Source organism: Hydrogenophaga sp. NFH-34, from assembly GCF_021401345.1.
Taxonomy (GTDB): Bacteria; Pseudomonadota; Gammaproteobacteria; order Burkholderiales; family Burkholderiaceae_C; genus Hydrogenophaga; species Hydrogenophaga electricum.
In genome coordinates this window covers 114,712-137,805 of record NZ_JACBGE010000010.1, presented here as the reverse complement: position 1 = coordinate 137,805, position 23,094 = coordinate 114,712, and the positions used below count along the sequence as shown (strand labels likewise).

General features: G+C 67.8%; 22 protein-coding genes. 10 read left to right on the top strand and 12 right to left on the bottom strand.

Going from position 1 to position 23,094, the window contains the following annotated elements; all coding sequences use genetic code 11:
• Nucleotides 1–128: 128 nt before the first annotated feature.
• On the bottom strand, nucleotides 129–1,034 hold the full coding sequence (locus L0977_RS11520; RefSeq protein ID WP_234265008.1) for a crotonase/enoyl-CoA hydratase family protein: 906 nt from the start codon (nucleotides 1,032–1,034) through the stop codon (nucleotides 129–131).
• A 122-nt stretch (nucleotides 1,035–1,156) separates the two neighbouring features.
• Between L0977_RS11520 and L0977_RS11515 the strand changes: the two genes are divergently transcribed.
• The 5 genes from L0977_RS11515 to L0977_RS11495 all read left to right on the top strand — a co-directional run bounded on the left by L0977_RS11515 (nucleotide 1,157) and on the right by L0977_RS11495 (nucleotide 6,464).
• The gene (locus L0977_RS11515) at nucleotides 1,157–2,005 is read left to right on the top strand and encodes a helix-turn-helix transcriptional regulator (protein ID WP_234265007.1); all 849 of its coding nucleotides are present in this window, start codon (nucleotides 1,157–1,159) and stop codon (nucleotides 2,003–2,005) included.
• A gap of 101 nt (nucleotides 2,006–2,106) precedes the next feature.
• Complete coding sequence (locus L0977_RS11510; protein ID WP_234265006.1) at nucleotides 2,107–3,828, top strand: FAD-dependent monooxygenase; 1,722 nt, start codon at nucleotides 2,107–2,109, stop codon at nucleotides 3,826–3,828.
• A 2-nt stretch (nucleotides 3,829–3,830) separates the two neighbouring features.
• On the top strand, nucleotides 3,831–4,028 hold the full coding sequence (locus L0977_RS11505; RefSeq protein ID WP_234265005.1) for a DUF2783 domain-containing protein: 198 nt from the start codon (nucleotides 3,831–3,833) through the stop codon (nucleotides 4,026–4,028).
• A gap of 62 nt (nucleotides 4,029–4,090) precedes the next feature.
• A complete protein-coding gene (locus L0977_RS11500; protein WP_234265004.1) occupies nucleotides 4,091–4,678 on the top strand; it encodes a GAF domain-containing protein in 588 nt (195 codons plus the stop codon).
• A gap of 229 nt (nucleotides 4,679–4,907) precedes the next feature.
• On the top strand, nucleotides 4,908–6,464 hold the full coding sequence (locus L0977_RS11495) for a gamma-glutamyltransferase family protein (RefSeq protein WP_234265003.1): 1,557 nt from the start codon (nucleotides 4,908–4,910) through the stop codon (nucleotides 6,462–6,464).
• A 102-nt stretch (nucleotides 6,465–6,566) separates the two neighbouring features.
• Here the strand turns inward: L0977_RS11495 and hpxZ are convergent, their stop codons facing one another.
• The 9 genes from hpxZ to L0977_RS11450 form a co-directional block, all read right to left on the bottom strand.
• On the bottom strand, nucleotides 6,567–6,965 hold the full coding sequence (gene hpxZ / locus L0977_RS11490) for an oxalurate catabolism protein HpxZ (protein WP_234265002.1): 399 nt from the start codon (nucleotides 6,963–6,965) through the stop codon (nucleotides 6,567–6,569).
• Nucleotides 6,966–6,979: 14 nt separating this feature from the next.
• Nucleotides 6,980–7,744, bottom strand: coding sequence for an ABC transporter permease (locus L0977_RS11485; RefSeq protein WP_234265001.1), 765 nt, complete (start codon nucleotides 7,742–7,744; stop codon nucleotides 6,980–6,982).
• Nucleotides 7,741–8,556: an ABC transporter ATP-binding protein gene (locus L0977_RS11480; protein ID WP_234265000.1), complete on the bottom strand. Its 816-nt coding sequence runs from the start codon at nucleotides 8,554–8,556 to the stop codon at nucleotides 7,741–7,743. The genes L0977_RS11485 and L0977_RS11480 overlap by 4 nt, the downstream gene beginning before the upstream one ends.
• Nucleotides 8,557–8,599: 43 nt before the next feature.
• Nucleotides 8,600–9,586: an ABC transporter substrate-binding protein gene (locus tag L0977_RS11475; protein WP_234264999.1), complete on the bottom strand. Its 987-nt coding sequence runs from the start codon at nucleotides 9,584–9,586 to the stop codon at nucleotides 8,600–8,602.
• Nucleotides 9,573–10,139 (bottom strand): glyoxalase, encoded by a 567-nt coding sequence (locus L0977_RS11470; protein WP_234264998.1) that lies wholly within the window; start codon nucleotides 10,137–10,139, stop codon nucleotides 9,573–9,575. Before L0977_RS11470 ends, L0977_RS11475 begins: the two co-directional genes overlap by 14 nt.
• Nucleotides 10,136–11,347, bottom strand: coding sequence for an FAD-dependent monooxygenase (locus L0977_RS11465; RefSeq protein WP_234264997.1), 1,212 nt, complete (start codon nucleotides 11,345–11,347; stop codon nucleotides 10,136–10,138). Before L0977_RS11465 ends, L0977_RS11470 begins: the two co-directional genes overlap by 4 nt.
• Nucleotides 11,348–11,373: 26 nt before the next feature.
• Entirely contained in the window at nucleotides 11,374–12,756 is a 1,383-nt protein-coding gene (locus tag L0977_RS11460; RefSeq protein WP_234264996.1) for an amidase, read from the bottom strand.
• On the bottom strand, nucleotides 12,753–13,886 hold the full coding sequence (locus L0977_RS11455) for a ring-opening amidohydrolase (protein ID WP_234264995.1): 1,134 nt from the start codon (nucleotides 13,884–13,886) through the stop codon (nucleotides 12,753–12,755). The genes L0977_RS11460 and L0977_RS11455 overlap by 4 nt, the downstream gene beginning before the upstream one ends.
• A 103-nt stretch (nucleotides 13,887–13,989) precedes the next feature.
• The gene (locus tag L0977_RS11450; RefSeq protein ID WP_234264994.1) at nucleotides 13,990–14,895 is read right to left on the bottom strand and encodes a LysR family transcriptional regulator; all 906 of its coding nucleotides are present in this window, start codon (nucleotides 14,893–14,895) and stop codon (nucleotides 13,990–13,992) included.
• 195 nt (nucleotides 14,896–15,090) lie between these two features.
• Here L0977_RS11450 and L0977_RS11445 point away from each other — a divergent pair, with 195 nt between their 5' ends.
• The gene (locus tag L0977_RS11445; protein ID WP_234264993.1) at nucleotides 15,091–17,478 is read left to right on the top strand and encodes a YgiQ family radical SAM protein; all 2,388 of its coding nucleotides are present in this window, start codon (nucleotides 15,091–15,093) and stop codon (nucleotides 17,476–17,478) included.
• Between the two features lie 412 nt (nucleotides 17,479–17,890).
• A complete protein-coding gene (locus L0977_RS11440; protein WP_234264992.1) occupies nucleotides 17,891–19,234 on the top strand; it encodes an IS110 family transposase in 1,344 nt (447 codons plus the stop codon).
• A 14-nt stretch (nucleotides 19,235–19,248) separates the two neighbouring features.
• On the opposite strand, the gene L0977_RS11435 is transcribed toward L0977_RS11440, so the two are convergent.
• Entirely contained in the window at nucleotides 19,249–19,626 is a 378-nt protein-coding gene (locus L0977_RS11435; RefSeq protein ID WP_234264991.1) for a hypothetical protein, read from the bottom strand.
• A 182-nt stretch (nucleotides 19,627–19,808) separates the two neighbouring features.
• Between L0977_RS11435 and L0977_RS11430 the strand changes: the two genes are divergently transcribed.
• Together L0977_RS11430 and L0977_RS11425 are read left to right on the top strand one after the other, a co-directional pair.
• Entirely contained in the window at nucleotides 19,809–20,174 is a 366-nt protein-coding gene (locus L0977_RS11430; protein ID WP_234264990.1) for a phage integrase N-terminal SAM-like domain-containing protein, read from the top strand.
• A gap of 114 nt (nucleotides 20,175–20,288) precedes the next feature.
• Nucleotides 20,289–20,897 (top strand): hypothetical protein, encoded by a 609-nt coding sequence (locus L0977_RS11425; RefSeq protein ID WP_234264989.1) that lies wholly within the window; start codon nucleotides 20,289–20,291, stop codon nucleotides 20,895–20,897.
• Between the two features lie 104 nt (nucleotides 20,898–21,001).
• Here the strand turns inward: L0977_RS11425 and L0977_RS11420 are convergent, their stop codons facing one another.
• Complete coding sequence (locus tag L0977_RS11420; RefSeq protein WP_234264988.1) at nucleotides 21,002–22,531, bottom strand: TonB family protein; 1,530 nt, start codon at nucleotides 22,529–22,531, stop codon at nucleotides 21,002–21,004.
• A gap of 173 nt (nucleotides 22,532–22,704) precedes the next feature.
• Here L0977_RS11420 and L0977_RS11415 point away from each other — a divergent pair, with 173 nt between their 5' ends.
• The gene (locus L0977_RS11415) at nucleotides 22,705–23,031 is read left to right on the top strand and encodes an ArsR/SmtB family transcription factor (protein ID WP_234264987.1); all 327 of its coding nucleotides are present in this window, start codon (nucleotides 22,705–22,707) and stop codon (nucleotides 23,029–23,031) included.
• Nucleotides 23,032–23,094 lie beyond the last annotated feature (63 nt).

Below are 23,094 nucleotides of genomic sequence, written 5' to 3'. Positions count from 1 at the left end.
AACTGAAGCGCTCATGCTAGGGGCCCAGCGGCTTACATTCAGGACGGTACCGTAAGAGCCGTAACGGGATGCACCCGTGTTTGCTTGCGGCTGTTGCGTTCGGTCACGTCCCGGGGCGGCCCAGGGGCTCAGCCGCCCTGGCGGCGGGCCTCCATCTCGCGGATCAGCGCGCGGGCTTCGTCGCCTTCCGGAATCGGCTCGCCGCCATCGCGCCACTGGATCGCCGACTTGAAGCCATGCTCCTGCGCATGGCGGCGGAACCACAGGCCTTCGGGGTTGTGGCGCGTGATGCCGTCGAACACGGTGGCCATCATCTGCGTCTGCTCCAGGCCCATGGTCAGCATCACCTGGTTGACCACCAGCTTGTGCATGGCCAGGTGCGACGACGGCACGCCGGCGATGCGGGTGGCGAGCTTGAGCACCGCGCCGTCCAGCTCGGCCGCCGGCACGGCCTGGTTGGCCAGGCCCCAGTCGGCGGCGGTGCGCCCGTCGATCACGTCGCCCGTGAACATGAGCTGCTTGGCACGCACCGGGCCGAGGCGGAAGGTCCACATCGCCGTGGTGGGGCAGCCCCACACGCGGGTCGGCATGTAGCCGATGCGCGCGTCCTCGGCCATCACCAGCAGGTCGCAGCACAGCGCGATGTCGCTGCCACCGGCCACTGCGGCGCCGTGTACCTGGGCGATGGTGGGCTTGGCGCTCTTCCACAGGCTCATGAAGTGCTCGGTGTTGCGCTTCATGTAGGCGTAGTCGACCATCGGATCCCAGGGGTAGGCCTCCTGCTGGCACGGGTGCTCGATGTGCTGGCTGGCGGTGTCGGCCAGGTCGTAGCCGCCACAGAAACCCTTGCCCGCGCCCTCGACCACGATCACGTGGATGCCCGGCTCGGCGTTCGCCCATTCCACGGCCGCCCGGATCTCGCCCGGCATGGCATCGTTGATGGCGTTCAGCCGCTCGGGGCGGTTGAGCAGCAGCCGGGCGATGCGCGGGTTGCGCGGGTCGGGGCCGATGGTGAGGGTGCTGAAGTCGGGCATGGCGGTTTCCTCGGTGAGGCGGGATGGAACGGCGCCATCCTAGGTGGCGCCCCCGCGTGGCCGCTGCCGCGCAGGCGACGCCTACGGGCATACCCCGATGCCGCTGCGCTACAGTGCCCCGCATGCCCAGCCCTTACTGGGTGCTGGGCGAGCGCCCCGGCACCGCGCTTTTGCCTGCCACCACGCCCTTGCCGCTGACGCAGGTGGGGGCGCTGCTGGCGCGCCTGGGGCAGGGCGATCCGCACGCCGTGGCCGAAGACCTGTTGCGGCTGGTCGGGGCGCATGTGCCTCTGGCGCAGTGCGCCATCTTCGCGTTCGAGGCGGGCCGGCCGGCCCGGGTGGTGGCCGTGGGCGACCGCTCGCGCACGCTCGAACTGCCTCATATCGCCGACACCTATGCCCGCCGCTTTCACCGGCTCGATGGCAGCGCGGCGGTCATGCGCGAAGAGCAGGCCGCGGCCGCGCGCGCCGGCAGCGCGCAGCCGCGCATCCTGCTGCACCGCCAGCAAGGCGCCGACATCAGCCACCCCGAATACCGGCGCCTGTGTTACGAACTGCCGCAGGTGGCCGAGCGCCTGTCGGTGCTGGCGCTGTACGAAGGGCGGCGCTGGTTTTCGGTCAACCTCTACCGCGGGCTGGAGCACGGCCCGTTCGACGAAGCCGGCCTGGCCGTGGTGGAGGCCTTTGCGCCCCTGATCGTGCACACCGTGCGCCTGCACCACACCGGGCTGGCGGTGAACCAGGCGCTGGGCGACCTGCTGCTGGCGCGCCTGGTGCGGCGCTTTCCGGCGCTGACGCAGCGCGACCGCGACGTGGTGGTGGCGCTGATGGACGGCCTTTCGGCCGAGGCGATGGCGCAGCGCCTGGGCCTGACGACCGGCAGCGCCCAGACCTACCGCAAGCGCGTGCTGCGCAAGCTGGGCGTGGGCAGTCAGAAGGCCCTGCTGGCGCTGCTGCTGCTGCAGTCCTGATGTTCCTTTAGGGGAACATGGTCGCGCCGCCTGCCTGCCTACACTGCGCCCACACCCGCACCGTCCACAACGCCCACCGGGCACCGCGGCAGGAGACCAGCATGCACCAGCCCCACGCCGAACCCCGGCGTTCCATCTATTACCGCTACCAGGTATTCGACGCCTGGCTGCCACCGCCGTCGGCGCCCCTGCAGCAGGCCGGGGTGGTGATCGCCGGGGCCGGGCCCATCGGCCTGGTCACCGCGCTGGCGCTGGCGCAGCAGGGCGTGCCTTCGGTGGTGCTGGAAGCCGAGCGCCAGGTGTCCGAAGGCAGCCGCGCCATCGTGTTCACCCGCCGTTCCATGGAAATCCTGCAGCAGGTGGGCGTGGCCGAGCGGGTGGAGCGCAACGGCCTGGCCTGGCGCTTCGGCAACTCGGTCTATCGCGGGCAGCGCGTTTTTCGCATGGAAGCGCCGCACAGCGACGACGACCGCTTCTTCCCCATGACCAACCTGCAGCAGCAGTACCTGGAGGAATACCTGGTCGACGCCTGCCGGGCCGAGCCGCTGATCGAGCTGCGCTGGGGCAACCAGGTCACGGGCCTGACGCAGGACGGGCAGGGCGTGCGCATCGAGGTCGACACGCCGGCCGGCCCCTACACGCTGGCGGCCGACTGGCTGGTCGCGGCCGATGGCGCGCGCTCGCCGATCCGCACGCAACTCGGTCTGAAGCTCGAAGGCGCTTCTTACGAAGGCCGCTTCGTGATCGCCGACATCCGGGTCGATCTGCCGCTGCCCACCGAGCGCCTGGCGTTTTTTGACCCGCCCTGGAACCCGGGCAACACCATCCTCATGCACCGCGAGCCGCACGGCATCTGGCGGCTCGACTACCAGTTGCCGCCCGGCGAGACGCCCGAACAGGCGCTGCACCCCGACTCGCTCAGGGCCCGCATCGACGCACAGCTGGCCATGATCGGCCACCCCGGCATCGCCTGGGAACTCGACTGGAGTTCGGTCTATTCGGCGCGCGCGCTCACGCTGCCCGACTACGTGCACGGCCGCGTGCTGTTCACCGGCGACGCCGCCCACCTGCTGCCCATCTTCGGCGTGCGCGGCGCCAACACCGGTTTTCAGGACGCCCAGGCGCTGGCCTGGCGCCTGGCGCTGGTGGCGCGCGGCGTGGCGCCGGCCCACCTGCTGGCCAGCTACACGCAGGAGCGCGTGGGCGCGGCGCGCGAAATCATCGACGAAGCCGGCAAGAGCACGCGCTTCATGGCGCCGCCCACGCGCGGTTTCCGTTTGCTGCGCGACGCGGTGCTTTCGCTGTCGCTGAGCCAGCCCTTCGTGGGGCCGCTCTACCACTGGCGCACGTCGCGTCCGCACGAATACACGCATTCGCCGCTCAACAGCGCCGGCGACGACAACGCGCTTTTCACCGCCGGCCCCGCCCACGGCGCTCCGCCGTGCAACGTGCGCCTGGGCCCCGATCAATTCCTGCTCGACCACCTGGGCCACGGCTTCACGCTGCTTTGCGCCACGGCCGCAGCGGCGCTGCCCGAAGCGCTGCAGACCGAGGTGGCCGCAGCGCGCGAACGCGGCCTGCCGCTGCGCGTGATCGCCGTCGGTGCACCCCAGCCCGTGGCCGGGGCCGATCTGAGCCTGGCCGATGCCGACGGTCACTTGCGCGCGCGCCACGGCCTGCGGGCCGGCGGCGCCTACCTGTTGCGCCCCGACCAGCACATCTGCGCGCGCTGGATGACGCTGGACGCCCACCGCCTGCGTGCCGCCCTGCAGCAGGCCGTGGGCCTGGCCGCCACGTCCACCACCCCGAACCCAGGAGCCTGACCATGCCGTCTTCCCCTGCCGCCACCTTGACCGTGCCCGGTCTCGAACAGGTCTACGACGCGCTGGCCAGCGCCATCGATCAGGCCGGCCCCGACAAGACCGAGCTGTTTCTGGTCAAGCTGGCCCTGCTCAATGCCGACGCGCTGGCCGACCCGAAACGTTTCGATACCCATATCCAGGCCGCTTTGCGGGATTTGTAGCCGGCAGGCGCCGGGTTTGCGGCATCATGCGCGGCTTCACCATTTCCCCCGTGATCCCTGCCATGCGTGACTTGGGCTACAACCCCGACGACCTTTCCGTCCAGATCTCCGAGATGCTGGTCGCCACCACCGATACCGCCGACAGCGAGATCGACCAGGCCGTTCCCGAGGTCCTGAAGCTGGTGCGCGACAAGCTGAAGATGGACGTGGTGTTTGTTTCCGAGTTCGCCAACGGCCGGCGTGTTTTCCGCTTTGTGGACACCCCGCCCGATCAACCGGTGATCGCGCCAGGCGGCTCCGACCCGCTGCAGGACGCCTGGTGCCAGCGCGTGGTGGACGGCCGCCTGCCGCAGTACATCCCGGACGCGCAGACGCTGCCGGCCTCGGCCCCCTTGGTCAAAGCGCTGCCATTTCCCATCGGCACCCACCTGAGCGTGCCGATCGTGCTCCAGAGCGGCGAGGTGTACGGCACCCTCTGCGCTTTCAGCTTCAAACCCAAGGAGCCGGCCGAGGCGGACGACCTCAAGGTGTTGCGCTACACCGCTCAGCTCGCCGCCAAGAAGATCGACGAGCACCGCGCGCTGGCCCGCCAGCGGCCGCCCGAACCCGAACTCAGCCTGGTACCGATCGAGAAGAAAAAAGGCTGGTGAGGACGCGGAGGCGCGGGGCTGGCGCAGCCTCGGCTCACCGGGCATGTGCGGCCCCCGGTGCGCACATTATTCGCTCGGCATGCGCGAAAAACGGTGCTGGTCGTGCGCGCTTGCGGCGGTTTCAATCGGGGAAAGCCCCGCAGACGGGCTGACCGCGCCCATCACTGGGTGACCGCCCGGTGGTGCCGGGGCTGGTCGCCACCCGAAGCCGTCCCGAACAGGAGCCATTTTGCTAGCGACCTCCCCCCACGGCCTTGTCACGAGTCCCCATCCCCTGGCCAGCGAAGCGGGCCGGCAGGTGCTGGCCCAGGGTGGCAACGCCATCGAAGCCACCCTGGCCATGGCGGCGGTGCTGGCCGTCGTCTACCCCCATTTCACCGGCCTGGGCGGCGATGCCTTCTGGCTGATCGCCGAACCCGACGGCGCGGTGCGCGCGCTCTCCGGCATCGGCCAGGCCGCGCAGCACTGTGCCGGCTACAGCGGGTCGATCCCGGTGCGTGGCGCCGCTTCGGCGCTGACGACGGCCGCGGCGGTCGACAGCTGGGGCCAGGCGTTCGACATCTCGCGTGACCGCTGGGGCGGCCGCCAGAGCTGGCCGGCCCTGCTGGCGCCGGCCATCGCGCACGCCGAGGACGGGGTGCCGGTCTCGCAGTCGCAGCGCTTCTGGGCCGCGCAGCGGGCCGCCGAGATCCCGGGCTGGCCCGGTTTTTCGGCGGCTTTCCCGTCGGCAGGGCAGACGCTGCGGCAGCCGCCACTGGCCCGCACGCTGACCCGGCTGGCCGAAGCCGGCGCGCGCGATTTTTACGAGGGCGAGATCGCGCAGCGGCTGGCACACGGCCTGGCCGCTGCCGGTTCGCCCCTGACCCTGAGCGATCTGCAGCGCACCCGCGCGCGCGACGAGGCGCCGCTGAAGCTGCCCTACCGGGGCGGCGAGCTGTTCACCTTCGGCCCGCCCACGCAGGGCATCAGCACGCTGCAGGCCATGGGCATGCTGGCGCATGTCGATTTCGGCGGCATCGCCGAAGGCAGCGCGATGCATTACCACCTGATGATCGAAGCCATCAAGCTCGCCTTCATGGACCGCGACCGCTGGGTGGCCGACCCCGAACACGTTCAGGTGCCGGTGGCCGATCTGCTCGATCCGGCCTACCTCGCGGCCCAGGCGCAGCGCATCTCGCGCGAAAAAGCGCGGCCCTGGCCGCATCTTTTCCGGCACGGCGACACCGTGTTCATGGGGGCGGCGGACGCCATGGGCCGCGGCGTGAGCCTGCTGCAGACCATCTATTTCGACTGGGGCAGCGGCGTGGTCGCGGGCGACACCGGCGTGCTGTGGCACAACCGGGGCGCCGCCTTCAGCCTCGACCCCGCGCACCCGAACGTGCTGCGGCCGGGCAAGCGGCCGTTCCACACGTTGAACCCCGGCGTCTACCTCGAAGGCGGCCGGCCCCGGCTCCTGTACGGCACGCAGGGCGCCGACGGCCAGCCGCAGACGCTGGTGGCGCTGCTCACGCGCCTGATCGACTACGGGCTGGACCCGCTGGCCGCGATGGCCCGGCCGCGCTTCCTGCTCGGAAAGACCTTTTCCGACGCCCGCGACACGCTCAAGCTGGAAGCCGATGTGGGGGATGACGTGGTGGCGGCGCTGGGCGCCGTGGGCCACGAAATCAGCCTGATCCCCGCGCAGAGCCCGCTGGCCGGGCAGCCCGGCGTGATCCGCCTGGATGCGGCCACAGGCCTGTGCGGCGCGCACGACCCCCGCAGCGAAGGCCTGGCGCTCGGGGTCTGAGCGGGCTGCGGTTCCCCGGAATGCCGAAAGCCCCGGCCGTCATGGCCGGGGCTTTTTTTCGTCGGGTCGCGGCGCGGCGCGGCGTGGCCGCGCGGCCCGGGCTCAGAGCATCAGGCTCACGTGCGCAGACACCACGCGCCAGCCTTCGGGCATGCGCACCCAGGTCTGGCTCTGGCGGCCGATGCGTTCGCTGCCGTCGCGGCGGAACTCGATGTGCGCCACCGCCATGTGTTTGCCGAAGGTGGTGATCTGGCGCGCGGTCACGGTGCGCGCCAGGTTGCCGGCCGGGCGACCCTGGCGGAAGGCCTGGATCGCCTCGAAGCCGTAGAGGTTTTCACCCGCGCCGTAGCGCAGCGTCAGTGGCGAATGCCAGAACAGTTCGTCGAGCACGGCCACGTCGTTGCCGACCAGGGCCGTTTCGTAGCTGTCGAAGACCGCGTTGACTTCGGCCAGCACGTCGGGGCGGTTGATGTCGGCAAGGGGCGTTGTGGAAGCAGCCATGGGAGCCATCCAAGTCATTTGCCACCCCAGTGCACGAAACGGCGTTCGGCCAGCAGGAACAGCAGGTTCATCACGTAGCCCAGGGCGCCGGCGGCGAAGATGGCCGCGTACATCTCGGGCATGTCGAAAATCATCTGGGCGTTCATGACGCGCTGGCCCAGGCCGTCGGTGGAGCCGATGAACATTTCGGCCACGATGACGATCACCAGCGCCAGCGACACGCCCGAGCGCATGCCCACGAAGACCTGCGGCATGGATTCGAGCAGCGTCACGTCGGTCAGCACGCGCCAGCGTGGTGCGCGCATCACCCGGGCGGCGAGCTGGCGCTGCTTGCGCGCGCCCATCACGCCGTAGGCGACGTTGAACAGGATCACCAGCGCGGCGCCGAAGGCCGCCACCGCGATCTTGGTGGTTTCGCCGGGGCCGAAGATCACCAGGAACAGCGGAAACATGGCCGAGGCCGGCGTGGAGCGGAAGAAGTCGATGGCGAACTCGATCGACTCGTACAGGCGCTGCGAGGCGCCCAGCACGATGCCCAGCGGCACGGCGATGACCATGGCGATGGCGAACGAACTGAGCGTGCGCACGATGGTCTTGCCGAAGTCCGCGCCCAGCGTGCCTTCGGTCATGCCTTTCCAGAACGCCTGGGCGGCTTCGGTGGGCGAGGGCAGCAGCACCGGGTCGACGGCGCCGGCGGCGTGGATCAGCGCCCAGGCGGCGATCAGGATGACCGCGCCCAGCAGCGGGCGCAGGCGGTGGAGCCAGTGGGGGGCGTTCATGCGCGCACCTCGCGTCGGAAGATTTCGAGGGCCCGGGTCTTGGTTTGCACGAACGCGGGGGTGACGGTGGTCTCGGCATCGCGCGGACGCGGCGCATCGAACACCAGCCGTTCGGCGACGCGGGTGGGGCGCTTGGTCAGCAGCAGCACCTCGTCGGCCAGCAGCACGGCTTCGTCGAGGTCGTGCGACACCAGCAGCGTCGTCACCTCGCGTTCCTTGAGCACCTTTTGCAGGATGCCGCGCAGGAACAGCACCATTTCGTAGTCCAGCGCCGAAAACGGCTCGTCGAGGAACAGCACCTCGGGTTCGACCACCAGCGCCCGCATGATGGACACCAGTTGCTGCTGGCCGCCGGACATCTGGTAGGGGTAGCGGTTGAGGTCGAAAGACACGTCGAAGCTGTTGACCACGCTGTCCAGCAGGGTCTGGCGCTCGGTCTTGGTCAGGTCCAGGAACTGCAGCGGATAGCGGATGTTGTCGATCGCGCGCATCCAGGGGAACACCGCCTCGCGGTAGTTCTGGAACACGTAGCCGATGCGGGTTTCGTAGGCTTCCTTGCCTTCGAAAAGGATCTGACCACCGTCGTACGGCAGGATGCCCGAGATCATGTTGATCAGCGTGCTCTTGCCGCAGCCGTTGGGGCCGAACACCGAGGTGATCTTGCCCTTGGCGATGTCCAGGTCGAAGTTTTCATAGACCGTGACGCCGTCGAAGCGCTTGGTCAGGCCGCGCACCGTGATGTGCGTACCGGCGGGGTACCACCGGTGCGAGGCGCCCTCGGGTGGGGTGGGCGAAAGGGGGGATTCGTTCATCGAGGGCAACACTCGCATGGGTCGTCGGGTTCGTCGGGGGCGTTCAGAAGGCCTTGAGCAGCGCCTTGCTGTCCAGTTTCTCCTTGATCACGCCCAGTTCCACGCCCAGATCCAGGAATTTCTGGAAATCGGCGGTGTCGGCGGCGCTCAGGTCCTTGGCCATGACGATGCGCGGCAGCGGCACGATGGCGGCCAGCTCCGGCGGCACCTTCATGCCGGCGATCAGGTAGCCCCGCGTGCTGCTGTCGCTCTGCGCTTGCTGGACGCCGCGCGCCCAGGCTTCGGTGAAGCGTTTGGCCACGTCGGGGTGCTCGGCCATGAACTTGTCCGACAGCACGGCGCCGGCGGCGAAGGCGCTGGCCTTCTGGCTGCCCAGCAGGTGGGTGGCGATCACGCCGGTTTCCACGCGGCGGGCGATTTTCTGGCCAACCATGATGGTGGCGGCGGGCTCCAGCGCGTAGCCACCGTCGAAGGTACCGGCCTGCAGCACGCTGGTGTGCATGTTGATGGGCTGCTCCTGGATGGTGAAGTCGGTGCCTTCGGTCAGGCCGATCTTCTTGAGCACGGCGCGGGCGGCGCCGATGTTGGCCGGGCCGGGCGCCGAGAACAGCTTGAAGCCGCCCTTGAAGTCCTTGAGCGACTTGGCCGGGCTGGCGGCCTTGACCACGAACTGCTCGATCACGTGCTGGCTGTTCTGGCCGTTGAGCGAGATGTACTTGAGCGTCTTCGGGCGGCGCGATTCCATGTTGGCGCCTTCGAGCGTGACCAGGTTGGCCGCGCCATCGATGTTGCCGGCGACGATGGCCTGCACGGTCAGCGGGTGGCTGTTCATGGGGATCTCTTCGACCTCCAGGCCCACGTCCTTGAAATAGCCCCGGTTCTGGGCGATGTAGAACGGCAGCGCCGCGCTGGAAGGGAAAACGCCGAAGCGCACCTTGTCGGCGGCGTGCGCCAGCGGCAGCAGGGCGGCGGACAGCGCCACGGCGGCAAGGCCCTTGGCGGTGAGGGAAAGGAAGTCAGCGCGTTGCATGGCGGGTTTCTCCGTGAAGTGACAAAAGGGGTTGGCGGGGGTAGGTGGCAGCGGCAAAAAACGACAGGCCGGCGCGGTAGACGCGCGCTTCGCCCATGTCGGGCGGCGGGCCGGCTTCGGACGCACCGTCGAAGGTCAGTTCCAGCTGCACGCCGCTGGGGTCGTAGACGAACAACTGCCACAGCGTGGTGCCGGGCACCAGGAATTCGCGCCAGTCCAGGCCCGCGGCCACGAAGCGCGCGCGGTAGGCGTGGTAGCCCGCGCAGGCCAGCGACACGTGGTCGATGGCTGCGGTGCCGCTGGGCACGTGGTCGAGCCCGCCCAGCGCCGGGCCGCCGGCATAGACATGGATGATGGCCTGGCCCCCCGGCTGCGGGCAGGCCAGCCAGGCGCCGGGGTAGCCGAAGTCGGGCCGGGGCACGTCGCGCAGACCGATCACGCCGCACCAGAAGGCGCGGGTCAGGGCCAGGTCCTCGGTCTTGATGGCCAGGTGGAACAGGCCCAGGGTGAGCGCGCCGTCGCCGGCGGGCGCTGCGGCGGCAGGCGTGGTCATGGCTGGGTCCCGAGTGCCACGTCGCGGAACAGGCGCGACAGGTCGTCGATGAACGGGTCTTCGGTCTTCCAGCGCGCGCCCGCCACCGGGTCGGCGTTCTGCAGCAGCGTGTCGGTGGCGCGCACCGACAGGTCCATCGCGAAGCGGATGCGGTCGCTGCGGGCTGCGTCAATCGCCTGGAGCCAGGCGCGGACGTCGTGCTGGCCGGCCTGCACCGCCGCTTCGATCAGCAGCGCGGCGCAGCTCGCGTCTTCCATCGCCTGCGTCGCGCCCTGGCCCAGGGTGGGCGCCATGCCGTGGGCGCTGTCGCCCAGGTACAGCACCTGCCGCTCGGGTTCGGTGAAGCGCACCTCGGATTCCTGCATGCGCGCCCAGTGGGCCTCGTCGGCATGGGTGCACAGCGCGTCCACCAGCCATTGCACGGCCGGCGAGGGCGCACCGTTTTCGGGCAGAAAGGCCTGCCGCATGGCTTGCGGGGTCTTCCAGTCGTCGGGGATCGGGGTGTCGGCATCGATCGGGTAGGTGCCGGCGATGTAGATGTGGTGGGGCGGCACGCGGAAGGCCAGCAGCCGGTGGTGGCGGTTGAACCACTGGGTGTAGTCGTCCACCAGGCCGTTGCTGGTGTCGTCCACCAGGATGCGCAGGATGGTCACGCCCACATGGCTGGGCTTGGGCAGGCCCGAGAACGCCGCGCGGGTGGCCGAGTAGCGGCCGTCGGTGCCGATCAGCAGGTCGATGCCGTCCAGCTCGTGGTGGGCGCCGTCTTCCGTCCAGGTCACGCGCGTCTGGCGCGGGTCGAGGGCGCTGGGGCCGATGCCGGTCACCTCGCAGCCGTAGCGGATGTGGGGTTCCGCGCCGCTGCGCAGGATGCGGTAGAGCTCCGACCAGCGGATGCGGATGCCGTCGTTGTCGGCCACGCGCGCCAGCGGCAGGTCGAACAGTTCCGTGCCGTCGGCCAGCGCCACGCGCCAGCTTTGCCAGGGCAGGCTGGCCTCGGTCACGGCTTCGGCCAGTTCGGGGTCGCAGATCGCCAGCGCCTTGATCGCGTTGGGGCCGACGTTCAGGCCGGTGCCGGCCTCGCTGTGGTCGTCGGGCGCCACCCGCTCCAGGCAGGTGACCGACAGCGCCGGCAGGGCGCCCAGGCGCCGCGCCAGGATGGCGCCGGCCACACCGGCACCGATGATCAGGACTTTCAGGGGACGGGACATTCGCGGTTTCTCCAAAGGGCAGGTATTCAGTGCAGGGGCCAGCGCCGGGGGGCGGCCGGGTCGTTGGCGGCTTCCCAGGCTGGCGCCAGGGCGATCAGCCGCGCGTCGGACCCGGTCGGTCCCACCAGTTGCACGCCCACGGGCAGGTGCTGCGCCCACCCCGCAGGCAGGGCCAGCGCCGGCAGGCCGCAGGCGTTGACGAAGGCGGTGAAGACCGCATGCCCGCGCCCGTCGACGGCCTGGCCCGCGATGTGTGCGGGGTGCGGCTCGTCGGCCGGCCAGGGCAGGGCCGCCGAAGTGGGCGTGAGCACCAGATCGTGTGCACGGAACACATCCGCCAGAGCGGCTTGCAATTGCCGCACCAGGGCCTGTGCGGCGAACAGGTCGGTGGCACGCCCGGCGCGGCCGCGTGCCAGCATGTCGGCCAGGGCCGGCGTCAGCCGGTCGAGCCGATCGTGCGTCTGCAGCACGTGGGCCAGACCGGTGCTGCTGATGACCGGCCAGGCCCGCTGGTTGAAGGCCTGCACGGCGTCGGGCGCGGCGGTGGTGTGCACGGCATGGCCGAGCGCACGCAGGCGCTCGGCGGTGGCGTCACCCACGGCGGTGATGGCCGGGTCCACCGGCGAGCCGGCGATGTCGCGCCAGTAGGCGATGCGCAGACCTGCCGGCGGCGCAGGCTCGGGGGCCCAGGGTTCCGCCACGTCGCCGCCGATCACCGCCAGCACCAGCGCCAGGTCGCGCGCGCTGCGGGTGATGGGGCCGATGACTTCCATGCCGGGCAGGATCTCGGGCAGGCCGTCCTGGCGGGGCACCACGCCCCAGCCGGGCTTGAAGCCATACAGCCCGGTGAAGCCGGCCGGGCGGCGGATGGAGCCACCCCCGTCGGTGCCGATGGCCAGCGCGCCCACGCCGGCCGCGAGGCTGGCCACCGCACCGCCGCTGGAACCACCGGGTGTGAGCGCCGGGTCCCAGGGGTTGCCGGTGGTGCCGGTGACGGGGCTGTGCGTGTAGCCCTGCAGGGTGAATTCGGGCACCGCGGTCTTGCCGAGGATGACGGCGCCGGCCGCGCGCAGCCGGGCCACGGGCGTTTCGTCGCGCTCGGGCACGTGGTCCTGGTAGAGCCGGCTGCCCCAGCGGCAGGGCAGGCCGGCCACGGGAATGTTGTCCTTGACGGTGATGGGCACGCCGTCCAGGGGCGACAGGGGCTGGCCCGCCTGCCAGCGGGCGGCGCTGGCTGCGGCCGCCTGGCCGGCACCTTCGGCGTCGACCCAGGCCATGGCGTTGATGACCGGCTGCACCTGGGCCAACCGGTCCAGGTGCGAGGCCAGCGCCTGCACCGGCGTGACCGCGCCGTCGCGGTAGGCCTGGCCCAGCGCGCTGGCGTCGAGCTGCCACCAGGGCGGGCTCATGCCACCTCCGCGATCACGGCGATCAGGCCGCCGCCGTCGGGGCCCTGGTGTTCGGCACCGCCCGAGACGAAGATGCGCCCGTCGCCCAGCGCGCCGGCCACCAGGCCGCCCACGGCGCCGCGCACATGGCGCTGGGCGTTGATGTCGGTGTCGTCCAGCATGGTGTGGCGCGCGCCGCGCACCTGGCCGCGGCGGTCGGGCTCGCACTTGACCAGGGCGGCGGCCACGCGGGCACGGTCTTCGTCGGCCAGTTGCGGCCGGGCATGCAGGCCCAACTGGGCCAGGGCGCGCGTGACCGCGGGCAGGTCCATGGCGTCGGCCATGGGTTCGCAGGCCATGCGCAGCGGGCCGCGCCAGGCCGGGCTGTGGCCCAGCAGCACCACCTCGTTGGCTTCCACCTCCACGCCGGTGGACACGCTGGCACGCCCGCACCAGAGGTCGAAACGGGTCAGCAAACCGGCTTCGAGCGCCGCATCGTCGGCCATTTCGCCCAGCGCCAGCGCTACACCGAAAGCGCCCGCCGCGCGCGACAGCGCCATGGAGCGGTTGGGGTCGGCGCTGGCCACGGTCTGCCCGGCGGCGAGCGCGGCGGCGGCCCGTGTGGCGGTGACGCAGGGGCCTTTGACCTGCACGAAGCGCACGTCGGCCGGGTCGGTGATGCCGGCATCGGCCATGGCGGCGCGCACCGCGTCGGCCACGGCACGCACCTGGGCCCAGCGGCCGATATCGGCTGCCGGCGTCACCGGGCTGAAGGCGCGGCCGATGGCCAGGGCCGGGCCGGCGGGGGCATCGGCCGGGGCCGGGCCGCGCACGAACACGCTGTAGTGGGGCGAGAGCACGCCTTCGGTGCCACCGGAGAGGATGCAGGGCAGCTCGCGCACCAGATCGGCCGGGGCGCGCCCCAGGTGCTGGCCCAGCAGGTGCATCAGGCTCTGGGTGAAGTAGCCGCGGGTGAAGTCGTTCACGCCGCCGTTGCCCTCGGTCTTGCCGATCACGGCGACCACGTCTTCGGCCCGCACCCGGCCCGCATCGAGCAGGGCGGCCAGCGCCGACAGGTCGCCGGGATGGGCCATGGACAGGCGCAAGACCTGCAGCATGCGGGGGGAAAAAGCGGCGTCGGCGCGGTTCATGGGTCCAGTATCTGGAATCCGACTGCTGCCTGGAAGCTCAATGTTTCTCTCAGGGTGAGAGAAAAATGTGTGCACTGGTGCGGACCCGGATGGCCCGCCGGGCTCAGGGGGTGAGTTCGGCCAGGCGGCTGACCAGCAGTTCGATGAACGACAGCACGGCAATGGGCAGGCGGCGGCTGTCGCGCACCGCCAGCACCAGTTCGCTGCGGCCCAGGGCCGAATCGGTCAGCGGGATCGACACCAGCTCGCCGCGGCGCACTTCCTGCAACGTGCCGATCTGGAACTGGAAGCTGATGGCACCGGTCTGGCGCGTGAACTCCTTGAGCAGTTGCACCGTGCTGGCTTCGATCAGCGGCCGCATCGACAGGCGCGAGCGGTCCATCACCGCGTCGAGCAGGCGCCGGCTGCCGAAGGAGCGGTCGCCCAGCGCCACCGGGTACTGCTGGCATTCGGCCAGGCGCAGGCTTTCGCGCCCGGCCAGCGGGTGGTCCGGCCGCACCATGGCGCACAGCGGCTGGTGCAGCCGGCTGATGACGTGCAGGTCGTCGCTGGGCGCCGGGTCGTGCACCAGCACCAGTTCCACCTCATCCTGCCCCAGCAGGCCGACCAGGTGGTTGGTCACGCCCGACACCACCTGGAACTGCACCCCCGGGTGCTGGGCCTGGTACTGCACGACGGCGCTGGGAATCAGGTCGGTGGCGACCGATTCGGCGCAGCCCACGCGCACCGTGCCGCGCACCAGCCCGCGCAACTGCTCGATGTGCGATTCGGCCGAACGCAGGTCGGCCAGCGAGCGCCGCACGGCATGGATCAGCACCTCGCCCGCTGCTGTGGGGCGCACGCCGCGGGGCAGGCGCTCGAACAGCGGCGTGCCTGCCTGTTCCTCCAGCTCCAGGATCATGCGGTTGAGCGCGGTGGACGCCACATGCAGCTTTTCGGCCGCCTTGCGGATGGAGCCGGCGCGGGCGACGGCGTCGAGGTAGAGATAGGCGCGGGGAGGGTGCAGCATGGCGGCCGGGGCAGACAGCCCTCTATTCAATCACGCCGGCCCGCCCGGGTGTTGCCCGGCAGCGGCATCCGCGTGCCGGCCACGCGCCCGAACGGCGGCCGGGAGCCCCTTCGCTGGCGCAGGTTGGCCTGAAAAACCTACACTCGCAGGTCTTTCCGCCCGCCAGCCCTCGCCCCACTTCCGAAGAAAGCGTCCATGAACGCGCCCATCGACGTTTCCTTTTTCGCGCGCAACGCCAAACCGCTGACCAGCTACCGCCCGTACTGGGCCAAGCGCTTCGGCACGGCCCCGTTCCTGCCCATGAGCCGCGCGGAAATGGAGCAGCTCGGCTGGGATTCGTGCGACATCGTCCTGGTGACGGGCGACGCCTATGTGGACCACCCCAGCTTCGGCATGGCCGTGATCGGCCGCGTGCTGGAGGCGCAGGGTTTTCGGGTCGGCATCATCGCCCAGCCCGACTGGCAGAGCGCCGAGCCCTTCAAGGCGCTGGGCAAGCCCAACCTGTTCTGGGGCGTGACGGCGGGCAACATGGATTCCATGATCAACCGGTACACCGCCGACCGGAAGATCCGCAGCGACGACGCCTACACCCCCGGCGACGTGGGCGGCAAGCGGCCCGACCGCGCCGCCATCGTCTACAGCCAGCGCTGCCGCGAGGCCTACAAAGACGTGCCCATCGTGCTCGGCGGCATTGAAGGGAGCCTGCGCCGCATCGCCCACTACGACTACTGGAGCGACAAGGTGCGCCGCTCCATCGTGGTCGACGCCAAGTGCGACCTGCTGCTGTACGGCAACGCCGAACGCGCGCTGGTGGAAGTGGCCCACCGGCTGGCGCGCAAGGAGCCGGTCGAGAGCATCACCGACGTGCGCGGCACCGCCTTCATCCGCCGCGCGGGCGATCCGACGGCCGAAGGCTGGATCGAGCTGGATTCGACCGAGGTCGACACGCCCGGCCACATCGAAGACCACATCAACCCCTACCAGACCACCAGCGAACAGGCCCAGGCGCAAGGCCAGAGCTGTTCCAAGGAAGAAGGCGCCGCGGCCTCAGCGCAGGTCGTGCAGGTCAAACCCATCACCATCCACCGCCCGCAGGGTGCGGGCGGCGTGGCCAAGCTGCCGCGCGACCGCACCGTGATCCGCCTGCCCAGCTACGAGCAGGTCAAAAGCGACGCGGTGCTCTACGCCCACGCCAACCGCGTGCTGCACGTGGAAGCCAACCCCGGCAACGCCCGCGCGCTGGTGCAGGCGCACGGCGAAGGCGCCACGGCCCGCGACGTGTGGATCAACCCGCCGCCGATTCCGCTGACCACGGCCGAGATGGACTACGTGTTCGACCTGCCGTACGCGCGCGGCCCCCACCCGGCCTACGCCGACGAACACGGCCGCCACGACGGCGCGACCAAGATCCCGGCCTGGGAAATGATCCGCTTCAGCGTGAACATCATGCGCGGCTGCTTCGGCGGCTGCACCTTCTGCTCGATCACCGAACACGAAGGCCGCATCATCCAGAGCCGCTCGGAAGACTCGATCATCAAGGAGGTCGAAGACATCCGCGACAAGGTCGACGGCTTCACCGGCGTCATTTCCGACCTGGGCGGCCCCACCGCCAACATGTACCGCCTGGGCTGCCGCAGCCCCGCCATCGAAGCCGCCTGCCGCAAGCCCAGCTGCGTCTACCCCGGCATCTGCCAGAACCTCACCACCAACCACGACCCGCTGATCAGGATCTACCGCCGGGCGCGGGCCCTCAAGGGCATCAAGAAGATCCTGATCGGCTCCGGCCTGCGCTACGACCTGGCCGTGCAGAGCCCCGAATACGTCAAGGAACTGGTGCAGCACCACGTGGGCGGCTACCTCAAGATCGCGCCCGAACACACCGAGAGTGGCCCGCTGTCGAAGATGATGAAGCCCGGCATCGGCACCTACGACCGCTTCAAGACGATGTTCGAGAAGTACAGCGAAGAGGCCGGCAAGAAGCAGTTCCTCATCCCGTACTTCATCGCCGCGCACCCTGGCACGCGCGACGAGGACATGATGAACCTCGCCGTCTGGCTGAAGAAAAACGGCTTCCGCGCCGACCAGGTGCAGACCTTCTACCCCAGCCCCATGGCCACCGCCACGGCCATGTACCACTCGGGCCTGAACCCGCTCAAGGGCGTACACCGCGACAACGGGCCGGGTGGACGCGGCGAAACGGTCGACATCGTGCGCGGCGAGAAACGCCGCCGCCTGCACAAGGCTTTCCTGCGCTACCACGACCCCAACAACTGGCCGCTGCTGCGCGAAGCGCTCAAGGCCATGGGCCGCGCCGACCTGATCGGCAACGGCAAACACCACCTGATCCCGACCTTCCAGCCGGTGACCGATGGCGGCTACCAGAGCGCCCGGCGCAAAAACAGCACGCCGGGCGCCGGTGGCGCCAAGGCCAGCGAACGCGCGGCGGCGGTGGTGAAAACGGGTGGCGCGGGGAAGGGCGGCACTTCAGGGGCGAAAGCCGGCGGCAGCAAGGCGCCGGTCAAAGGGCGCATCCTGACCCAGCACACTGGGCTGCCGCCAAGGGCCGGGGTTAAAGGGCGGTAAGCCGGGTGGCTTTGGGCTGCTGAGGGCCAACAGAGTCCACTCCAGATGCCGGATATACGACTCAGGTGCTTTACCCAACGGCCCCCAAAATCGGTCAGGCTCTTGCCATTGAGGGGGAGTCCACATAGGCTGGGTTAGCGAAGTAATCGGCCCGCCCGCGCCGCAAATCGTTCCGAAGAAACACGTGGCGTTGGCCTGCTGAATATGGCAAGGTGGAACGCAGCACCGGCGAAGACCGATGTAGCAATGGTGCACATTGCCCGCGGGTTAGCGTGGTCATGGGCTGCGTCATCGACATTGGTGAGCCTGCGTTTGGCGTTTGACGCCTTGCACAGGCATCCCGTTTGAGAGAGTGATCAAGACGACGTACCCGAGCCGGTGCCACGTTCCACTTCTCATGATGGAGGATGCCATGGCTCAACGCAAGCGGCCCACCACACAGTCGGCCATCTCCCTGACCCATCCCAATGCTGCCGGTATCGATATCGGCAGCGCTGCTCACTTCGTGGCCGTGCCTGCGGACCGCGATGATGAACCCGTGCGCGAGTTCGCCAGCTTCACCGCCGACCTGCACCGCCTGGCCGACTGGCTCGACGCCTGTGGCGTGGACACGGTGGCCATGGAGTCCACCGGGGTCTACTGGATCCCCTTGTACGAACTGCTCGAATTGCGCGGCTTCACGGTGCTGCTGGTCAACGCGCGCCATGTCAAGAACGTCTCGGGCCGCAAGAGCGATGTGCTGGACTGCCAGTGGCTGCAGCAGCTCATGAGCTTTGGTCTGCTGCGCGGTGCCTTCCGCCCGACCGATCAGGTCTGCGTGCTGCGCTCGCTCAGCCGACAGCGCACCATGCTGCTGCGCAGCCAGGGCCGTTTCGTGCAGCACATGCAGAAGGCCCTGACGCAAATGAACATTCAGCTGGCCAACGTCATCTCCGACGTGGCCGGCGAGACGGGCCAGAAGATCCTGCGCGCCATCGTCGCGGGCGAGCGCGATGGACTGGCCCTGGCGCGCCTGAAGAATTCGCGCATCCGCGCCAGCGAGGATCAGATCGCCCAGGGTCTGCAAGGCTCCTGGCGCGCCGAGCACCTCTTTGCCTTGAAGCAGGCCCTGGATGCGTTTGACTTCTGTGGCACCCAACTGGCCGAGTGCGATGCGCAGATCCAGGCGCAGTTGCAGGCCTTGCATGTGCGCGAGGACGAACCGGCCAAGGGCAAGAAGCGCGGGCGCGCCCGCAATGCCCCGAAGTTCGATCTGCGCACCCAGCTCTTCCAGATGTGCGGCGTGGACCTCACCCGTATCGACGGTATCGACGTGACCACCGCGCTGGTGGTGGTCTCCGAGGTGGGGGCCGACATGGGCAAGTTCCCCAGCGACAAGCACTTTGCCTCCTGGCTGGGTCTGTGTTCGGGCACCAAGATCACCGGCGGCAAGGTCATGAGCGGCAAGACCAAGCGTTGCGCCAACCGCGCGGCCCAGGCGCTGCGACTGGCTGCGGCCGCCTTGCGTTCGAGCCAATCGGCGCTGGGCGCGTACTACCGGCGCATGTGTGCCCGCATGGACAAACCCAAGGCCGTCACGGCCGCGGCCCACAAGCTGGCCCGTCTGATCTACGCCATGCTCACCCACGGCCAGGAGTACACCGACCGCGGGCAGGACTACTTCGAGGAGCGCTACCGCCAGCGCGTCCTGCACAACCTCGCTCAGAAGGCCAAGACCATGGGCATGCAACTCGTGCCCTCCGACAGCACCGCTTAAAAGCACCATGAAAATCAATCAGTTATCTGGTGTTTCTTGAGAGGCGTCTCGCGGTGAAGGGGGAGCAGAGAAAGAAGTAGTGTGCCCGCGGCTAGGCACAACATGAGATAGATCTCGCTGCGCATCTCATATGGGAACACAAGAGCCCGCATGAGACCTATTCCGTTTGAAATTGCTGGAAACCACGCGACTACGGCGACGATCGAGAAAGCAGCGGCGGAGCCAAAGATGGCTTTCCTCGACAACCTGGGCCACATGGCCGTGGCAGCAAGGAGCACCGCCGTGATGACGGCTAGGACCATCAGCAATTGCACCGCTGTGATGTAGCCCCGAACACCCATGTGGTCGATGTACTTTGCCCCGCCTATTGCCTTGCCGTGCCAATCAATCATCCGATTGCTTAAGGGAATCTGATACAGCCATGCCGGCGCTAGAAGGGCGAAGAGGATTCTTGTGAGCATGAGGATAGATAGTTTTGCGACGCCTAACTTTGATGTAGTCGCCGAATCACCGGATATGCCCGGAGACAGGCGGATAACGTGGCGGTACCGAGGCTGAAATATCTTTTGACATCATGTACTTGTCTTCATGTGCTGGTTATATGAACAGGTATAACAGGACCGACAAAGTCGCCGACGTGCAGCCGCTGGTGTCCAAGCGCTTGTTAGATCAGGTTCGTGAGCGCATTCGGTATCTGCACTATAGCCTCAAGACCGAAAAGGCCTACCTGTATTGCGTTCAGTTTTTTGTTCTGTGGTCCGCTCAACAGGGTGGCATGCGGCACCCGCGCGACATGCGCGGGGCGGATGTAGAAGCCTTTTTGATCATGCTGGCCAATGAGCGGCAAGTCTCGCCAGCCACGCACCGCCAAGCGCTCATATTTGTGCTGGTCGCGGGTCTTGTTGCTGTCGCAGCGTGGCGCCGAAGAAATGACCACTGACAGGGCAATGGCTGACGCCTTTTGGCGAAAGACGGTTCAGGCGTACACATTACCTCCCCCGTATCGCCGTCAGCTACCATCCCCAACCAATCAGCAGATAGACCAGTCAGGGGGATGAATATGCGGTGGCTTTCGGGCAATGCATTCAGCAGGTTGTGGGCCTACGCGATGTGGGCGCTCTGTTCGGTGACATTCGTGGGCTGTTCAACATTGGCCGCGAATGAGCGGGGCGGTGCCGAGTGGCGACCTTTTGTGCCAGACGCGGCGACGTTGGTGTCGGTGTTTCGCGGCGATGTCAATGCCGATGGCCGTGACGACGTGCTGCTGGTCTACGCGCCGTCGGCGTCGCTAGCGGACGCACCCAGGGTGTTGAGCGTTCTCTTGCGCGAACCCTCAGGCCGCCTGCGCGTCGCAGCCACTAACCCCCGTGCCGTTCTTTGTGGCCGTTGTGGCGGCGCGATGGGCGATCCCTTCCGAACCATTCGCACCGATCCCGGCGCGTTCACGCTCCGCTTTGAGGGGGGCTCGCGGGAAATCTGGTCCATCGAATTCCGCTTTGCGCATGTCCAGACCGGCGGCTGGCGCTTGGTGGGCGTCGATGAGGCGGCCACGGATCGAATCCATGGCACCCGCGCTCGCAAGCAGCTTGACCCCAGCGATTTCGGCGAGGTCACGTTCGACACTTTTGATGTCGAGGCGTTTGACGTTGATGCATTGCCATAGTGCGTGCCTTCGGCGCACAGGGCTGAACACTAATCGGCAAGCGTCGAGCTTGGGTAGCACTGGCCGGACGTGATGTCAGTTGCACGCTGCCGGTCCAGCCACGTTCACTGTGTATCTCCGGTTTCAACGATCACACTGGGCCTCAAGGTGAAGGGAACTTCGATGAACGTGAACCCCGGCACGTTGACGCCGCGAAAACTCGAGGGCTTGCAGCGAGCTTGGTTGGCCGTTGCAATCGCGTTGTCATGGAATATCACTGCATCTGCCGGCAGGCTGTATGCGACCTTGCTTCTGTCTTTCTGGATGCGGCCTCGCTCGTCTACAGAGACCGCAACCAAGACGCGCGCCTCTTTGCCCAGAATTCGTGCCGTGTCCGGAGGATTCGCTACTTGTGTGAGATCACAACGCACTTGACTGTGGTCTTGTCGATCTCGATCCAGTTTGAAGTTAATGGGAACAGCAATGGTCGTGAATCCATTTTGATCAGGGGATTCGGCCTGCTCTGCCAACGGCAGGAGTTCCGGCACTTGGCGCAGTTCCATGGCCCATCGTCGCGCCGTCTCGTCGAAAAAAACCATGTAGTAGGGCTTGCGGTCCACGATACGGGTTGCCAAAGGCTTGCCACTTTTCCAATGTATGTCGACTTCCATCAAAACCGAGCCTTCCAATCCGGCACGCCGTGCAAATTCGGGATAGCTGGGAAGCTCTCCTGAATGGACGTTTTTGATCGGAGAATTCGGGGGCAGCACGGGTGGGGCGCGCCGCGCTTTCTGTGTCAGGGCATATTCCACTTCGATGATTCCCCAGCCGTCGATAGGCTGCCCATCTCGCACGCTGGGGCTGCAGCGGGCATTGGATGCCGCGTGGCGTGCGCTGTCATCAAACAGTCCGGTGGGTTGCGCTCCTCGGGAAAGAATGACCACGCCTTTTGCATCGACTTGGCCGGAAGGGTTTACTGGAACGGCCATGAGCATGCGGGTTTCAATACCTTGCTCTCGAGCAGCCTGGGGATATTCCACAGCAATGTGGTTGTCCAATCGACATTGAGCAGGTGCCGCTCCGTCGGCAGCGGTGAAGACGATCGGCATGATGCGAGCATCCTCCACAACTTCTCCTTGGTCATTTCTCGCCGGTTCGAAACGGGATTGCATGGCTGCCAGACGCGCAGCATCGTCGAAGAAGTACAGATGAGATGGCTGTCGTGATACCACTGCCGTTTTGTATGGGGCGCCTCGGACATCGATGTAGACCATGACGCTCACTTGGCCAGACAGGTTCGCATCTTGGGCGAGGCGCGGATAGACCGACATGCCTTGATGAGTCAGCGAGGCACGCGTTTTGGGTACGGCGAAAGACCCGAATGGTTTGACCTTACCTTCTTGCGCTTCAAAAACGGGTATGAGGTCGGCATTCTCAGGGAGTCCTGGAAGCGACTTGGTAGCGCGAACAGTTTTCGCGGCCCTGGCCTGTGCCGCCTGCTCGTCACTTGGATCGGCGGGCACTGCACTCGCGTTCTGGCCAAGTGGCATGTCTGTCAGGTTGCCGGCCTGCGTAGCCCATGGGCTCAACAGTGCAAGAAGCAAGAGGCGCCGAGACATCACCAGTAATCTGCCTTTGCTGCGTATGACAGTCATTCATCCTCCATCTTTAAATGATTCTGGCTCGCATTATGAGCGCGGGATAAGCACCCGTTATGCGCATCCGGACTGGGGTGGCTTGTTACATGGCGACGTTGCTGCGCTAGGGTTGGTACTTGGTGTCACACCACTGTCATCATAAATTTCCATATTTCAAGTATTATCAAAATATGGAAGAAAACGAAGTGGTTCAAGCCTTGGCCGCGCTGGCCCAGCCCCTGCGCCTGCGGGTGTTCCGTGCCCTGGTGGTGGCCGGCCCTGAGGGGTTGACGCCCGGCGCGCTCACCGAACAGATGCAGGTGCCGGCGCCCAGCCTGTCGTTCCACCTGAAAGAACTGACGCACGCGGGTCTGGTGACGCAGGAGCGCAGCGGCCGGAACCTGATCTACCGCGCCGCGTTCGGCCCGATGAACGCGCTGCTGGCCTACCTGAGCGAAAACTGTTGCGAGGGCGCCGCCTGCGAGGTGAATGGCCAGGCGCGGGCCTGCGCCTGCTGAGCGCAGGGCGTTTTTTCCGCTTTTGTCTCCGAATCTTTTCTCTTCTTTGACGGGGTTTCGATC

Excerpts from the sequence above, each read along its gene's own strand:
- L0977_RS11520 (WP_234265008.1), bottom strand. The coding sequence starts at position 1,034 with ATGCCCGACTTCAGCACCCTCACCATCGGCCCCGACCCGCGCAACCCG.
- L0977_RS11515 (WP_234265007.1), top strand. The coding sequence starts at position 1,157 with ATGCCCAGCCCTTACTGGGTGCTGGGCGAGCGCCCCGGCACCGCGCTT.
- L0977_RS11510 (WP_234265006.1), top strand. The coding sequence starts at position 2,107 with ATGCACCAGCCCCACGCCGAACCCCGGCGTTCCATCTATTACCGCTAC.
- L0977_RS11505 (WP_234265005.1), top strand. The coding sequence starts at position 3,831 with ATGCCGTCTTCCCCTGCCGCCACCTTGACCGTGCCCGGTCTCGAACAG.
- L0977_RS11500 (WP_234265004.1), top strand. The coding sequence starts at position 4,091 with ATGCGTGACTTGGGCTACAACCCCGACGACCTTTCCGTCCAGATCTCC.
- hpxZ (WP_234265002.1), bottom strand. The coding sequence starts at position 6,965 with ATGGCTGCTTCCACAACGCCCCTTGCCGACATCAACCGCCCCGACGTG.
- L0977_RS11485 (WP_234265001.1), bottom strand. The coding sequence starts at position 7,744 with ATGAACGCCCCCCACTGGCTCCACCGCCTGCGCCCGCTGCTGGGCGCG.
- L0977_RS11480 (WP_234265000.1), bottom strand. The coding sequence starts at position 8,556 with ATGAACGAATCCCCCCTTTCGCCCACCCCACCCGAGGGCGCCTCGCAC.
- L0977_RS11475 (WP_234264999.1), bottom strand. The coding sequence starts at position 9,586 with ATGCAACGCGCTGACTTCCTTTCCCTCACCGCCAAGGGCCTTGCCGCC.
- L0977_RS11470 (WP_234264998.1), bottom strand. The coding sequence starts at position 10,139 with ATGACCACGCCTGCCGCCGCAGCGCCCGCCGGCGACGGCGCGCTCACC.
- L0977_RS11465 (WP_234264997.1), bottom strand. The coding sequence starts at position 11,347 with ATGTCCCGTCCCCTGAAAGTCCTGATCATCGGTGCCGGTGTGGCCGGC.
- L0977_RS11460 (WP_234264996.1), bottom strand. The coding sequence starts at position 12,756 with ATGAGCCCGCCCTGGTGGCAGCTCGACGCCAGCGCGCTGGGCCAGGCC.
- L0977_RS11455 (WP_234264995.1), bottom strand. The coding sequence starts at position 13,886 with ATGAACCGCGCCGACGCCGCTTTTTCCCCCCGCATGCTGCAGGTCTTG.
- L0977_RS11450 (WP_234264994.1), bottom strand. The coding sequence starts at position 14,895 with ATGCTGCACCCTCCCCGCGCCTATCTCTACCTCGACGCCGTCGCCCGC.
- L0977_RS11445 (WP_234264993.1), top strand. The coding sequence starts at position 15,091 with ATGAACGCGCCCATCGACGTTTCCTTTTTCGCGCGCAACGCCAAACCG.
- L0977_RS11440 (WP_234264992.1), top strand. The coding sequence starts at position 17,891 with ATGGCTCAACGCAAGCGGCCCACCACACAGTCGGCCATCTCCCTGACC.
- L0977_RS11435 (WP_234264991.1), bottom strand. The coding sequence starts at position 19,626 with ATGATTGATTGGCACGGCAAGGCAATAGGCGGGGCAAAGTACATCGAC.
- L0977_RS11430 (WP_234264990.1), top strand. The coding sequence starts at position 19,809 with ATGTACTTGTCTTCATGTGCTGGTTATATGAACAGGTATAACAGGACC.
- L0977_RS11425 (WP_234264989.1), top strand. The coding sequence starts at position 20,289 with ATGAATATGCGGTGGCTTTCGGGCAATGCATTCAGCAGGTTGTGGGCC.
- L0977_RS11420 (WP_234264988.1), bottom strand. The coding sequence starts at position 22,531 with ATGACTGTCATACGCAGCAAAGGCAGATTACTGGTGATGTCTCGGCGC.
- L0977_RS11415 (WP_234264987.1), top strand. The coding sequence starts at position 22,705 with ATGGAAGAAAACGAAGTGGTTCAAGCCTTGGCCGCGCTGGCCCAGCCC.